We start from the raw sequence: 14,863 nt of genomic DNA on the forward strand, positions 1-14,863 counted from the left end.
GCTGCTGCCGCTCCTATCCTTGTTTATTCTGCAGATCACGAAACAGGCGCAAAAGCGCTTTTTTTACATCCCCCTGAAATAAACCTCCATGATAACAAATCAATTGGCGGATATCGTAATCGAGCAGCCGCTGCACAGAACGGACCGCATCATCCATATGTAACGTATAGCCAGGATTAGCAAGGTTCAGCTTTCCGTCTTCAATGACGACCGCATCACCTGTGACCATTGTTTTTTCGGCAGGCAGATAAAGACTGATATGGCCGGGTGTATGACCCGGCGTGGCTACAATCCGAATGCCTCCGCACCAAGGCAGCAGCTCACCGTCAGTAACTGTCCGGTGAACTGGAGCCGATTCGACTGATTGAAGCGAGCGGATGAACTGTTTTGCATAAGGCTTTGCATCCTCTGGCAATGAACTAAACGTTGATTCAGCCTGCTCAAGCCGTAAAGATTTTTTAGAGCCGTCAATATACGGCGCTTCACGCTCATGTACTGTCACGCTGATATCCGGGTGCAAACGGTGTAATGCAGCGAGTGAGCCGATATGATCTATATCGTGATGCGTTACAATGATTTTTGTCAATGAATGAAGCGACATTCCATGCCGGGCAGCAGCATGTTGAAGATGGTTTGTAAAACCGGGATATCCGCAGTCTATTAATATCGTGTCATGTTCGTCTTGCAGAAGAACCGGAGTGATTGAATGCAATTCTTCATTATATTCAAATTCGATCTCAAGCGGATAACAGCTTTTCATATAAATTCTCCCCTTCGCTCAATAAAAAAAGTACACTGCTTGTAAGGGCAGTGTACTTTTTGTCTGTCTCAAATTATCCTTCCAGCAGCAGCTGTTCCGGATCTTCAAGCAGGTTTTTAATGGTGACAAGGAACCCAACCGCTTCTTTACCATCTACAATTCTGTGATCATATGATAAAGCGATGTACATCATCGGACGGTTTTCAGAGCGCTCCGCATCAATTGCTACTGGGCGCAGCTGAATTTTGTGCATGCCTAAGATCCCAACCTGAGGGCTGTTTAGGATCGGTGTTGACATAAGCGATCCGAATGTACCTCCGTTTGTGATCGTGAAGGAGCCTCCTTGCAGCTCACCTAATGTTAATTTATTGTTTCGCGCTTTCTTCGCAAGTTCGCCGATCTCTCTTTCAATGCCGGCAAACGTCAGGCGGTCAGCGTCACGCACGACTGGGACGACAAGCCCTTCTTCAGCCGCGACAGCGATACCGATGTCATAGAATTTTTTCACGATCAGCTCATCGCCTTGAATTTCAGCGTTAAGAAGCGGGAATTTTTTCAAAGCAGCCACGACGGCTTTTGTAAAGAACGACATGAAACCGAGTTTTACATCGTTTTGCTCAAGGAATTGGTCTTTACGGCGTTTTCTTAGATTCATAACAGCCGTCATATCAACTTCGTTAAATGTTGTCAGCATCGCAGAAGTCTGCTGCACTTCAACCAATCGTTTCGCGATCGTCTGTCTGCGGCGGGACATTTTTTGCACTTCGACAGGTTTGTCAAAGCTTTGCTGTGTTTTTTGAGCCTGCTGTTTCGGCTGTGCCGCAGGTTTTGAAGCCGGTTTTTCATAAGCTTCCACATCTTGTTTGCGCACGCGGCCAAGCGGGTCCCCCGTCGGAATTTGTGATAGATCAATTCCTTTTTCCCTTGCCAGCTTGCGTGCAGCCGGAGACGCTACCGTTCTGGATTTCGCTTCTGATTGTGCTTCCTGGCTGACTTCTTGTGCAGCAGGTTCAGCTTTTGCTTCCTCTTTCGTTTGTTCATTGGCTGGAGCACTTTCTGAAGGGGCGGGTGCAGAACTTTCGCCAGCGCCTTCTGTAATGGTACCGATAATTTCTCCTACTTGGACGGTATCACCCGAATCTTTCAATACCTCTTTTAGAACACCCGATTCTTCTGCTGTCAATTCAACATTTACTTTGTCCGTCTCCAGTTCAAGCAAGTACTCACCCTGTTCTACATAATCACCGGGCTGCTTTAACCATTGGGCTATCGTTCCTTCTGAGATTGATTCTGCTAATTCAGGTACCTTAATTTCCGCCATTTTTACATTTCCCCCTTAGTTTTTGCGAGTCAAGCTATCAGATACAATGCGTTCCTGTTCTTTTTTGTGGACTGTCGGATCTCCTTCTGCGGGACTGGATCGTCTTCTTCGGCCGATGTATTGGACATTTACTCCTTTTGGCGCAATTTCCGTCAGATACGGGCTGATATAACTCCATGCCCCCATGTTCTGCGGCTCTTCCTGAACCCAAACGATCTCTTGCAGGTTCGGCATTTTGGCGAAAAGCTCCTTCGTATCTTTTGCCGGGAACGGATACAGCTGTTCGATTCTGGCAATATGAAGCCAATCCTTATCGCCTTCCATTTTGTTGAAGTGATCGCTGATATCAATTGACACTTTTCCGCTTGATAATACGACGCGAGTCACTTTTTCGTAAGCATGGGAAAGACCGGACTGCTCATAGACAGGCTTGAATCGGCTTTCGCTCAGTTCCTGCACTTCAGATACCGTATTCGGGTTGCGCAGCAGGCTCTTCGGCGTCATGATCACAAGCGGACGGATTTCCTCACGAAGCAACATTTTCGCTTGTCTTCTTAAAATGTGGAAATACTGAGCCGCACTTGTCAGGTTGGCCACTGTCCAGTTGTTTTCCGCCGCCAGCTGCAGGAACCGCTCGACGCGGCCGCTGGAGTGTTCAGGGCCCTGCCCTTCGTAACCGTGAGGCAGCAGCATGACCAGCCCTGATTTTTGTCCCCATTTTGCCCGTCCTGCAGATATGAATTGATCAAAATAGACTTGAGCCGCATTGGCAAAGTCCCCGTACTGCGCCTCCCACAACACAAGCGTTTCAGGCGAATACACGTTGTATCCATATTCAAAGCCGAGAACCGATCCTTCAGAGAGCGGGCTGTTATGCACCGTAAATGAAGAAGCGCAGTCGTCTAAGTGATGGAGAGCAACAAATTCTTCTCCTGTTTCGCTGTCATGCAGCACAAGGTTTCTTTGAGCGAACGTTCCGCGCTCTGAATCCTGCCCGGTCAGCCGGATCGGCGTGCCGTCTTTCAAAATGGAAGCAAACGCAAGCGATTCAGCCAATGACCATTCAACTTTACGGTCATCATCAAACGCTTTTGCACGTCTTTCCAGGATTCTTTTCAGCTTGCCGAACACGTTAAAGGATTCCGGCCAGTTGATAAGTTCGCCGTTCAGCTTGCGGAGAACATCAAAATCAATGGCTGTGTCAACGTCTGGAAAACCGTTGGACACCGGTTCCGGCAATTCAATTTCCCGTACGGCGTCTTCTTTTTTGGCGGGCACCTTTTTATAGGCGTCTTCAATTCGTTTTGTCACTGCCATTTCGATGTTTTGCGCTTTTTCCTCGCTGATCAGTCCTTCACTTACGAGTTTTTCCGCAAAGATCCGCTTGACAGTCGGGTGTTTTCTGACGGCATCATACAGCATCGGCTGTGTCGTTGACGGCTCATCCATTTCATTGTGGCCGTATCGTCTGTACCCGATTAAATCGATTAAGAAATCTTTATTGAACCGCTTCCGGTATTCAACCGCAAATTTAACGGCTGACAGGCATGCTTCCGGATCATCCGCGTTGACGTGAACGATCGGAATTTCATAGCCCTTCGCCAAATCACTGGCATATTTCGTTGATCGTGATTCATCGCTTTCAGTTGTAAAGCCGATCATATTATTGGCGATGATATGAATAGCCCCGCCGACCTGATAGCCTTTCAGAGAGCTTAAGTTCAGCGTCTCGGCGACAATGCCTTCTCCCGGGAACGCTGCGTCACCGTGAATTAAAATGGCGAGCGATTTTGTTTCATCTTGAACCGGGTACCCCTTTTGCGTTCTTGTTTCCTGTGCCGCCCGCGTGCTTCCTTCAACAATCGGATTGATGAATTCCAAGTGGCTCGGGTTATTTGCAAGCGTAATCCGCGCGCTTTTGGTTTCAGCATCCTGAAGCTGTCTGTCTGCACCGAGGTGATATTTTACATCGCCCGTCCAGCCGTAGCTGATGCCGGTCGATCCTTCAGACGGCACAAGGTCTTTATTCGGCGCGTGCTGGAATTCTGAGAAAATAATTTCATACGGTTTGCCGAGCACATGCGCAAGCACATTTAAACGGCCTCTGTGCGCCATCCCGATATTGACATTGGTTGTGCCCGCTTTCACAGACTGGGCGATAATGTCGTCAAGAACCGGCACAAGCGCGTCTAATCCCTCAATTGAGAAACGCTTCTGACCGACGAATGTCCGGTGTAAAAATTGTTCAAATCCTTCTACTTCCGTCAGTCTTTCTAAAACGGCTGACAGTTTTTCCGGTGAATTTTTCCGGAACAGTTCTCCGGACTCGACCATTTTTGTAATCCATGCGCGCTCTTCGAAATCATGCACATGGTCAAACTCGAAAGAGATGGTTCTTTTATAGGTATTGCGTAAATGCTGGATGGCTTCTAAGCCGTTTGTTATATTGGCAGGTGCGTCTTTACAGATGACAGACGCGGGTATTGCTTTCATTTCTTCTTCTGTAAGCCCGTACTCGGATAACGGAAAGAGCTCGCTCTTTTTCGGATCCTTTCTGAGCGGATTGACGGAAGCGTTCAGATGGCCATAGGTTCGAATATCTTCTGCAAGTTTAACTGCTGCTGCGATCTTTTGAATCAGATCTGCGGTGACGCGTCCCTGTTCCTTTGTTTCCGATGCCTCTTTTATTTGGCTTGGCGGAGCGCCGAGTTCGTCAAACATGTCTTTCAGATCCGGATCAATGCTGTCTGGATCTTCAGCATATTGGTCGTACAGCTCCAGTGCGTAGCCGAGGTTCGGTCCGTAAAAATCTTCCCAATTCATTCTTTGTTTCATATTATTTTGAAACATTTGAATATTACCCCCAACCTAGATAATCAAGTGATCAATTCACTATCTTGAAATAACTTTTGAACGCTGTGCCCAAAATTATGTAATAAAAACGCTTCCAAGGATATTTTACCACTGATTGCGTTTGGATTCTACCTTGATTGTTCACAAAATAGTAAAAAAAACAGATCAATACCGAAAAAATTAAATCATTTTAAAATAAAAAGCGAAAAAGCATAGGAAAAAGCCTATCCTATGCTTTTATGAAGCAGTTTTTTCAAGAGCGGATACAGCACATCGGGCAGCTGATCGACATCCGGAACAAAAATACTGTACTTTCCGTACATATCCTGAATGGTTTTCATCTGGGATTCTTCTATCGCAGTATTGGACAGAAAAACATTTATGACTTCTATCCCTTTTTTTCTCGCTTCGATGACAGCCTCGCTCGTATCGACGATGCCGTTTTGTTCGTATCCGAATGCTGCCGGCTCTCCGTCTGAAAACACGATTAAAAATTTTTGCGCCTCACTCCGCCGCATCAGCTGTTTCGTCATTTGTCTGATGGCGTATCCGTCTCTGTTATCTTCTTCAGGCGCAAGCTGCATGATTAGCGGACCCGCAGCCTGCAGCAGCGACTCTTCAAACGGAATGACGGTATTGAAGAAATTCGGCTGGCTCGTTTCGGTTGCTTCGTTTGTATCCTCCCAAAATCCGACGATTTGGTGAGGGACGGACACTGATTTCAAGGCTTCATGAAAAAGAACGATCCCTCTTTTTGTTTCATCCATTTTGTCAAACATGCTGGCCGAACAATCGACAAGCAATGTAAAAACGGCGTCAATGTCTGAGGACGGGTCCTGCTTTTTATAGAAAAGGCGCGGGTTCCGTTCCGTAAAATAGCGGATGAGTTTGCGATTCAGCCGGCCTGCGTGAAGGTCGGTCCGCGGGAGCGTTTTTTTGTGCTCAAGTGTTTTTTGTATCATCTGCTTCAGGCGTTTTTGATATGATTCTATCGTTTTTGCCTGTTCTTTATAAGACTGCTCCTCTTCAGGAGACGCTTTATGAGGCGTTTGATAAACCGGGAAGGCAAATTTGTTTTCTTTTCCGTCAGCCAGCCCGGCGCCCTCATGTTCATCCTGAATGGATTCAAGCGCTTCCAGTTTGGAGTAATCCTCTCTTTTCGTCTGACGTGAGGAACCTTGAACGGAGCCGAGCGCCTGGTCACCGTCATCGCCTTCTCTGGCCGCGTCTTTCCCAAGATCTGATTTCGCGCCGTGCTCAATATCAAATTGAAGGAAGCTTTTTGACGGCGCTTCGGTTTCCCGGTGCCACGTATTCATTTTCTCTTCAAGGATTTCTTCATCTCCGTCGGAAGACTCAGGGAGCGTGAGATCGTCACTTAACGAAGGCGCTTTTTTTACGCTTTCGAATAAAGGCTCTTCAGCAGCTTTTTCGTAATCAAGTTCCGGCAGAAAAAAGTATGTGTTCAGCATATCTTTCTCAAGCACTTCATCAAGGCCTTCCATGAGGTCTTCCGTTATTGTTGCGATTTGTTCAGTAGAATCCGCCTCATACACCCGGATGAGCTGACGTTCAATATACGGGATCATCATATCAATATTTTCATGCATGGAAGGAATGCCTTCAAGCGGAGACTCAGCCGTCAGCTTGACAAACATCGCGCAATACAAAGCGTCGGTGAAAATGCTCCGTTCTAAATTCAGTGTCAGCTGCGTCGTGAAATATTTCCTGTACATCTCTCTCCGCTTCTGAAAAACACGTTTCGTTCCCGGCCGTACTTTTTTGATCAGCTCTTCAATTCTGATATCCTCAAGCAGCATAAACAGCTGCTTGGCAAAGCTTTGGCGGGTGAAGTGCCGGTGAACGTCATTTAAAAACCCCGCAAATACCCGAAATGAGCTGCTGCGTGTTCCGACAGCGCGCAAATAGACATCGCTTTTCAGGCCGGCTTCCATATCCCCGGCTGATCGGTCTTTCCAAAAGTGGCTCATGTAAATTTTCTTTTCAAAGGGATTGTAGTAAGACTGCACGCCGTATTCCACTTCAACTTCACTGCTTCTGGTCAGTGTTTTGGCCAGATCAGTCAGCATCATGAACAAAAACGAATCAATCGTGCTGTCGTTAAATTTGATAAACTTCATTGTATATCCCTCATTCGAACAGCGTTTCTGCAATATTTCTGACAGCGGCTTTTTCCCTGTCATCGTCAAGTTTTTCCACGATGCCTCTTTCAATCGCCCGTTTCGGCGGGATGTACGCAGCCAAGTCGCACGTATCAATGAGAGCCCTGATGGACGCCGCTTCTTCTGACACTTGTCCGTTATGCGCTTGTGCGATTAAATCAGAAGACAGCGTCATAAAGCGCTCAATTAATTTCTCATCTTTTAAGACAGACTGAGAGGTCAGCACCTGTTTCAGGAGGCTTCCTTTAATATACGGAACATCAATGATGACAAAACGGTTTTTAAGGGCTTCGTTCAGCGGAACGGTGCCGACGTAGCCTTCATTAATCGCGGCGATAACACCGAACCCTTCGCTTGCCTTAATCACTTCTCCTGTAAAGGGATTTGTCATCATTTTTCTGTAATCAAGCACGCCGTTTAGAATCGGAAGGGTTTCAGGCTTTGCCATATTGATTTCGTCAATGTATAAAAAATGTCCCTCGTTCATTGCGGTTGTTACAGGTCCGGGAACGAATTCAATTGTCGCCTGCCCCTGTTCATTTTCAATCGTTTTATAGCCGACAAGCGCTTCTGCATCGAGGTCTACGGAGCAGTTGACGCTGTGCATCGGTTTATGAAAATAGTTCGAAAGCGTTTCCGCCAATTTTGTTTTCCCCGAACCCGTCGGTCCTTTTAATAAGATATTTTTTCCCATTGTCAAAGCGATGACGGCATCGAATACAATCGCTTTATCTTCGGCCTCATAGCCTGATGATCCGATTAAATCCCGGAATTCTTGGGAAACGGGATGATTTTGATAAGCCTGCAGTTTGTTTTGTATATCTTCCGGAAGTGATAGGTGCTGTAATTCTGAAGTCATAGGTGATGTTTCCTTTCCATTTGTATTCCATAACCGAGTATACTAAAAAAGCCCTTGTATACTCAATACAAAAGGGCTCATTCCCTGCGGGCGCTTTTTGTCAGGGGAGCGCAGGCGATTCTGGCTCCGGAATTTCCGCTCGGGTTTGTTAAATAATCGTCCGTATGTTCATGAATGACGAACGCGCTTCCGTCCCGGTCGAGCAGGCTGAGTCTGCTCCCTTCTTTTAATGAAGTTTGCGGCGCGTTCATAATGACATCCACTTTACCGTCAGCCCCCACTTCAAGATTGGGGAGATCCCCGGCGTGATGACCCATCGGATTGTTGAAGCCGTGTTCTTTGTTCAAAGGGTTGAACGGACCGCCGGCTGATTCGAAATCAGGTGCCTGACATGTCCCTTTTTCATAAATATGAAATCCGAGAGAAGCGCCGGGCGGCAGATGTCCCGCTGATATATGAATGTCTGACCCTTCATCATCAGATTCCCTCACTTCGATATATCCGATCGTTTTTCCGTTTTGATTGATGAGTCCGGCATGCTCACGGTATGCAGATGCTTCCAATGCGCGGCTTTCCCCATGTTTTTTGGGCGGAACAGGAGCGGGTCTCCCCCCGCAGCCGCAAAGCGTAATTGATGCGAGCATGAGAAAAAGCAAGAGACGATTCATGCTTCCTCCCCCTTATTTTTTTACCCATCAGTCTTGTCAAAACGTGAAAATGGTAAACAAAAAAAGCCCCGAAAGGCTTTTTTTTAAAAATAACTGCGCGCTCCTAAATAAGCTTTTTTCCAATATGGATTGCTTAAGTTTGAAATTTCAACCCCGGAGGAGCTTGCGTGAATAAAGTCTCCTCCGCCTAAATACATTCCCATATGAGAAGGGCCCGCTTTATATGTCGTAAAGAAGACAAAGTCGCCTGCTGACGGCTGGCTGATATGTTTCATCGTATTCCAATATCCGGCCGTGCTCAGACGGGAAACAGAGCTTACCTTATTTAAAAGGTAATAGATGTAACCGCTGCAATCGAAGCCCGCAGGCGTATTGCCTCCCCAGCGGTAAGGCACGCCGACATGTTTTTTCGCCTCGCCTATCATTCTGTCAATCTTTGACCCTGTCACCGGAGGTTCGGGAGTATTTGGCTTGTTTGGCTTTGCCGGTTTGTTATCCGGCTGACGCACAGGATCTTCTGTTTTTCCCGTTCCGTTAATCACCAGAACCTGTCCGATTTGAAGCACATCAGTTGTCAGTTTATTTTTTTCTCTGATGAGCTGAGCGGTGATGCCGAACCGATTAGCAATTTTCCAGAGAGAATCGCCTGCTTTTACTTTGTAAGTGGATGGCTTCTCAGAAGGATTTGAATGAGATGGCGGTGTTGTGCCGCTGTTTCCGTTATGTGAAGAACCTTTGATCTTTAATACTTGATTCGGATACAGCATGTCTGATGTTAATTGATTCAGCTTTTTCAGTTCGGCGATGGTGATGCCGGTTTGATTGGCGATTTTCCACAGCGAGTCACCCGGCTTCACAGTGTAAGTCCCTGATGCGCCTTTATCAGGCTTTGTCTGTCTGCCGCCTCCGTCCGTGCCGCCGGCAGACCCTTTAATTTTCAGTTTTTGGCCCGGATAGATGACATCTGAACTCAAACGGTTCAGGCTTCTCAGTTCAGAAACGCTCATTCGGTATTTTTTTGCGATCACCCATAATGAGTCTCCGTATGTAACTGTGTAGGCACCCGTGCTTGGTTTTCCCTTTTGCCCCGTTTTATGTGTGCCGCTGCCGTCGGGAATGTGCAGCCGCTGTCCTGGGTGGAGTATCGTTGATTTCAGTTTATTTTCCGCCTGCAGGGCTGAAATACTTGTATGATATTGCCGGGAAAGCTTCCAAAGAGAGTCGCCGCTTTTTACTTGAATGGTTTTTGCTTCAGCGGGATGCACGGCGAAGGTTGAAGTCATTACTGCAGATACAGCCAGTCCGGCTGCGATTTTTTTCTTCATATAACGAAAAACCTCCTATTTATCATTGCTGAAAGGGACGTCCCTTTTCTTTGGACGCCGCCTGTTATGCAGGATTCATTCAGAAGTCGACATTAATTCCGATTCATTTGGTCTTAGATCATCACCAATGCCACACATTTTACATAAATTGAGAACATTTCACAAAAGACTTTGGAATCATTTTCATAACATGGCTTTTTTCCGCGACATTCCACCTTTCTTGTCTGTTTTTCATACAATTCTCTTTACGGCGTGGAAAATCCTCCCGAAAAACAATCAAAAAAAGCCCGCTTCCTTTAAAGGAAGCGGGTGACGGCTGATTACAGAACCCGGGTCTCGGCAGTTTTCACGTCTTCTGCTATCAATTCCGCTGCACGCGGTGCTCCGCCGGCCGCTTTCAGGGATTCTCCGATTTCAGAAGCTTTTGTCTGATATTCAGGGTTTTCGCTCAATTCTTTTATTGCTTCAGTGAGCAGTTCCGCTGTTACATCTTCTTTTTTAAACATCTTGCCCGCGCCCGTGTTTTCCACTTGGCTTCCGACGGCGAACTGATCTGCGCCCATCGGAATGACGATCATCGGAGTTTTGTAGTAAAGCCCTTCGCTCGTACTGTTCATTCCGCCGTGAGTGATAAATAAGTCCGCTCTCTTCAGGATCTCAAGCTGCGGAACATAAGGCTTTACAATGACATTCTCAGGAATTTCATCAAGCTCCGCCGGATCAAGATGTTTGCCGATTGACATGACGGCTTTTCCGTTAAAGTTTCTGACCGCTTTTAAGCATTTATTAAACAATTCCTTCTGATTGTTAAAAATCGTGCCCATTGAAATAAACAGGACTTTTTCTCCTTCAAGCTGGTCAAACGGGAAATCCTGAGCCGCCGGCCTTTCAGTTATGGACGGACCGACAAAGAGATAAGAATCGCCAAACTCTTCTTCTTTCGGCTGAAACGCTCTTGAAGTAAATACGATGGTTTTTCTGCCGTCATTTGAGAAAATATCATACGGCGTTTTAATGTCTGCGCTGAATTCTTCATTGAGCCGGCTGACCGCTTCGGTATAAGCCGGATAATGAGATGATTCCTCTGATACAAGGTTTGTATTTGAAAACACTTCTTTAATAAATGCTTCATTCATTGCAAAAGTCGTGCAAAGTGAATATGCCGGCAGTTTCAGCTTATTTCTCACAAGCCTTCCTGCCAGAAAATGATGATCATACAGGATGTAGTCGTAGGACTCATCTTTTACTTCCTCAAGAATACGGAGTGCAGCTTTTTTGGAAGTCTCAATCATTAATAGCAAAAACTCGGTAGCATCCCGCTGTTCATCACCCGTTGCGTTTTTTCCGAATTCATCTTTTCGGAAATCTTCATATTCACGGAATTCCGCTCCGCTTGACGCGATTTTGTTCTCATATTCCTTCACGCCGTAATATACGACATGTTCCCCTTTTGCCTTCAGTTCTTTTACGACGCCTAAAGACGGATTGATATGGCCTTCTCCCGGAAAGCCGATCATCAATACATTTGCCATCTTTCCACTCCCTATTCTTTTAAATTTTATGTATATTTAAACGATAACATCAATACAGAAAAAGGTAAAGATGTTCACCTTATTAATATTAAATGGGTACAATATTCCCATTTTCTTATTATTTCGTATGAAGCGCCCGCGGCGAAACAAGCGGATACAGTCCGCCGTCTTTAGCAAAGGACATTTTCCCCGTTTCTTCTGAAACAACGAGCACGAGTGCATCAGTCACGGCCGAAAGTCCCATCGCGGCCCTGTGGCGCGTCCCGTATTTGAGATCGACATGTTTTGTTGTGAGCGGAAGCAGATTGGCTGCTGATACAACCCGGTTTTCTCTGACCAATACGGCTCCGTCATGAAGCGGATTGCCGGGATAAAAAATACTCTCAATTAAAGCTGAACTGATCTCGGCATGCAGGCTGGTCCCTTTTTGTATCATTCCGTCCAGCGGATCTGCACGTTCAATCACAATCAGCGCTCCGTGCTTTTCTTCCGCCAGATGCTGCACGGCCCTCGCCAGCTCTGTATAGGAAGGCGTAAAATGTTCGATATATGACTGCAGGTAAAACGACGAAGCGACAGCCTGCATTTCCTGAAACGTATGTCCCAGTTCATCTAATTCGCAAAGAAGGCATTGGTCTTTTTCATCCAATGTCCGCAGTATCATTCCGGCATCCTCCGTAATTTGTTTCAAATACGTTTGAACGGCAGCGGTAAACGCGCTTTCCGTCATTTGAGTGTGGCGCATGTCACATCATCTCCTTTCCCTTATTTTCTGCATCGCGCGCATGGATATGCGCCGCTGTGTACACCATAATCATGAAAGGAGGCGCACATCATATGGAATTCGCACGGCTGATGCAATATATCTGCACCTTTTTAGGGGTCATTTCACTTTCATTCATTTATGCCAAGATGTTTAAAAAGCCGAAACCGGACAAAAAAGAGTAGGCCGGCTTTCATTGCTTTTTATACATAAAATGTTATAATTTCTCTCGTTAAAATAAAGAAACGGGGAACCTAAATTGAGAGAAACGAACACGATCGGCCAAAAGGTCAGACAGCTGTTACATATCTTCATTCCGATTTTAATCACGCAGGCGGGCCTTTCCCTGATCACCTTTTTGGATACGGTGATGTCAGGGAAAGTGAGCGCCGCCGATTTAGCCGGTGTTGCAATCGGTTCAAGCCTGTGGACGCCGGTGTATACGGGCCTTGCAGGAATATTAATGGCCGTTACGCCCGTTGTTTCGCAGCTGTTTGGAGCCGGCAGACGAAAGGAAGTGCCGTTTTCCGTCATCCAGGCCGTTTATGTAGCGGCCATTCTCAGTGCGGCGGTTATCCTGATCGGCTTTTTCACCGTTGATATGATCTTGGGACATTTGGGCCTGGAACCTCGTGTCCGGACGATCGCCAAACACTTTTTAGGCTTTTTATCCCTCGGTATTTTTCCTTTGTTTGTGTACGCCGTTTTGCGCTCGTTTATTGACGCACTCGGCAAAACGCGAGTCACGATGCTTATTACGCTTTGCTCATTGCCTATTAATTTTGTTTTAAATTATGTATTTATTTTCGGGAAATTCAACATGCCGGCATTGGGCGGAGTCGGTGCGGGACTCGCTTCCGCCCTGACTTACTGGTGTATTTGCGCCATCAGCTTTTTTATCGTCTTCAGATTTGAGCCGTTTGCCGGGTACTCTGTATTTCGGAAACTGTACCGTTTTTCTCCGTCTGAATGCAGAAAACTTTTGAAAATCGGTTTGCCTATCGGTTTTGCGGTATTTTTTGAAACGAGCATTTTTGCGGCTGTCACACTTCTAATGAGCCATTTCCGGACGGTGACGATTGCAGCCCACCAGGCGGCAATGAATTTTGCTTCCCTCTTGTATATGCTGCCGCTCAGCGTATCTATGGCCATGACGATTTTAGTCGGCTTTGAAGCAGGCGCAAAGCGCTACAGGGATGCCCGGTCATACAGCTATATCGGCATTGTGATGGCCCTTTGTTTTTCTTTATGCACGGCGGCTTTCATTTTACTGTTCAGGCCGCAAATCGCCGGAATGTATACATCAGATCCGGAGGTGCTCTTGTTGACGCAGCACTTTTTAATCTATGCGCTGTTTTTCCAGCTTTCTGATGCCGTAGCAGCTCCGATACAAGGCGCCCTGAGAGGATATAAGGATGTCAACTATACACTCGGTGCGGCTTTTGTTTCGTATTGGATTATCGGGCTTCCGCTCGGTTACGCAGTCGGCACTTACACGAGCCTCGGGGCATACGGCTACTGGATCGGGTTAATTGCAGGACTTGCCGCAGGAGCTGTCGGTTTATTCTTCAGACTGATGAAGCTGCAAAAGCGTTATGTGAAAAAAATGATGATTTTATAAAGGAGGAGCAGCTATGCCAAAACATAAACTGCTGTACGATTATTTAACCGAACGGGCGGAGGACATCAGTCAGACATGGTTTGATACCCTTCATGATACGGATCCTGATTCTGTTTATGCTTCTACTGACCCGGCTGTTCTCACAAATTTGAAAAAACAAAATCTGGCGTTTAATTATCAACTCAATCGGATTTTTTCTGAAGAGAAGGAAGTATATACAGCGGCATTGGAAAAGTGGGCGTTTGAAGCCGCACGGGATAAAGAACATTTAAAAACTCCCATCCATTACATCATTCGCGAGTTTATCAGAGTTCGTGATTTGTATGTCGGCCATGTAAAGCAGTTTACCAGACTTCATTCAGACACCGTGACAGAAGAAGATGCCGAAGATATATTCCATACGCTGATTAAATCGTTTGATGTGGTCATTCATATTTTCATAGAGGAAATATTCCTGCTAATTAAACAGGGCTTTAAAAAGAGGTTAAGTCTTGCTATACCAACGTTCTTTGATGTTCGGAAATTAGTCTTGCTTTGTAAAATAGAGTATAACAAACTAAACATTTGGGGGGGATTGGGGGAGCTTTTGGGGGATATTAAAAGGACAGACGCACCACACTCCTCCCGGTTATTCACAAACAATGAACGCCACGAGCGCAAAAAAAGCCCTGTCCGGGGCTTTTTTTATGTGCCTACTGGCCGCTCTGCTAATTTTAGAGTACCCACCGGGCGCTCCGTTATTTTAACATCTGATGATTCTTGATTAATCTTGACTACAGCTAAACCACTTAACGTAACGAAGGTTAGGGCTGTACAAAGAATAATTTTTTTCAATTAAAATCCCTCCAGGTGCCTCATTTTCTCCTCGGCTAAAATAGCATGCTTAGAAAATTCAAGCGCCTCTTTATAGAGTCCATGCTTCTCACAGTGTTCTGAAATAACCAAAGAAAGATCAAAGACGCTATCAAGGTCATTTAC

11 protein-coding genes and 1 pseudogene are annotated in these 14,863 nt (G+C 46.1%); 2 read left to right on the top strand and 10 right to left on the bottom strand.

All coding sequences use genetic code 11. From position 1 onward, the window contains the following. Positions 1-13 precede the first annotated feature (13 nt). The 9 genes from ACWJJ5_RS18310 to cdaS all read right to left on the bottom strand — a co-directional run bounded on the left by ACWJJ5_RS18310 (position 14) and on the right by cdaS (position 12,246). The gene (locus tag ACWJJ5_RS18310; RefSeq protein ID WP_064107644.1) at positions 14-760 is read right to left on the bottom strand and encodes an MBL fold metallo-hydrolase; all 747 of its coding nucleotides are present in this window, start codon (positions 758-760) and stop codon (positions 14-16) included. Between the two features lie 73 nt (positions 761-833). Next, positions 834-2,081, bottom strand: coding sequence for a 2-oxoglutarate dehydrogenase complex dihydrolipoyllysine-residue succinyltransferase (odhB, locus tag ACWJJ5_RS18315; RefSeq protein WP_003153764.1), 1,248 nt, complete (start codon positions 2,079-2,081; stop codon positions 834-836). Between the two features lie 15 nt (positions 2,082-2,096). Further along, positions 2,097-4,931 carry a 2-oxoglutarate dehydrogenase E1 component gene (gene sucA, locus ACWJJ5_RS18320; RefSeq protein ID WP_454022606.1) on the bottom strand — a complete coding sequence of 945 codons (2,835 nt, stop codon included), beginning with the start codon at positions 4,929-4,931 and terminating at the stop codon, positions 2,097-2,099. A 227-nt stretch (positions 4,932-5,158) separates the two neighbouring features. After that, the gene (locus ACWJJ5_RS18325) at positions 5,159-7,075 is read right to left on the bottom strand and encodes a vWA domain-containing protein (RefSeq protein WP_454022607.1); all 1,917 of its coding nucleotides are present in this window, start codon (positions 7,073-7,075) and stop codon (positions 5,159-5,161) included. Between the two features lie 10 nt (positions 7,076-7,085). Then, positions 7,086-7,976: an AAA family ATPase gene (locus ACWJJ5_RS18330; protein ID WP_003153758.1), complete on the bottom strand. Its 891-nt coding sequence runs from the start codon at positions 7,974-7,976 to the stop codon at positions 7,086-7,088. Between the two features lie 77 nt (positions 7,977-8,053). Beyond that, positions 8,054-8,644 (bottom strand): superoxide dismutase family protein, encoded by a 591-nt coding sequence (locus ACWJJ5_RS18335; protein ID WP_057080768.1) that lies wholly within the window; start codon positions 8,642-8,644, stop codon positions 8,054-8,056. Positions 8,645-8,727: 83 nt separating this feature from the next. After that, the gene (locus tag ACWJJ5_RS18340; protein ID WP_102422262.1) at positions 8,728-9,969 is read right to left on the bottom strand and encodes a C40 family peptidase; all 1,242 of its coding nucleotides are present in this window, start codon (positions 9,967-9,969) and stop codon (positions 8,728-8,730) included. 320 nt (positions 9,970-10,289) lie between these two features. After that, the gene (locus ACWJJ5_RS18345; protein ID WP_102422261.1) at positions 10,290-11,501 is read right to left on the bottom strand and encodes a macrolide family glycosyltransferase; all 1,212 of its coding nucleotides are present in this window, start codon (positions 11,499-11,501) and stop codon (positions 10,290-10,292) included. Positions 11,502-11,619: 118 nt separating this feature from the next. Next, positions 11,620-12,246, bottom strand: coding sequence for a sporulation-specific diadenylate cyclase CdaS (gene cdaS, locus ACWJJ5_RS18350; RefSeq protein ID WP_156734902.1), 627 nt, complete (start codon positions 12,244-12,246; stop codon positions 11,620-11,622). 277 nt (positions 12,247-12,523) lie between these two features. Between cdaS and ACWJJ5_RS18355 the strand changes: the two genes are divergently transcribed. Continuing rightward, positions 12,524-13,885: an MATE family efflux transporter gene (locus tag ACWJJ5_RS18355; RefSeq protein WP_070081971.1), complete on the top strand. Its 1,362-nt coding sequence runs from the start codon at positions 12,524-12,526 to the stop codon at positions 13,883-13,885. A 13-nt stretch (positions 13,886-13,898) separates the two neighbouring features. Further along, positions 13,899-14,339: pseudogene (locus ACWJJ5_RS18360) on the top strand (RsbT co-antagonist protein RsbRB); the annotation flags it as partial. 230 nt (positions 14,340-14,569) lie between these two features. Here the strand turns inward: ACWJJ5_RS18360 and ACWJJ5_RS18365 are convergent. Continuing rightward, entirely contained in the window at positions 14,570-14,719 is a 150-nt protein-coding gene (locus tag ACWJJ5_RS18365) for a PhrK family phosphatase-inhibitory pheromone (RefSeq protein WP_162985142.1), read from the bottom strand. Positions 14,720-14,863: the final 144 nt, after the last annotated feature.

The sequence above is a fragment of the Bacillus sp. JK74 genome (assembly GCF_053663395.1).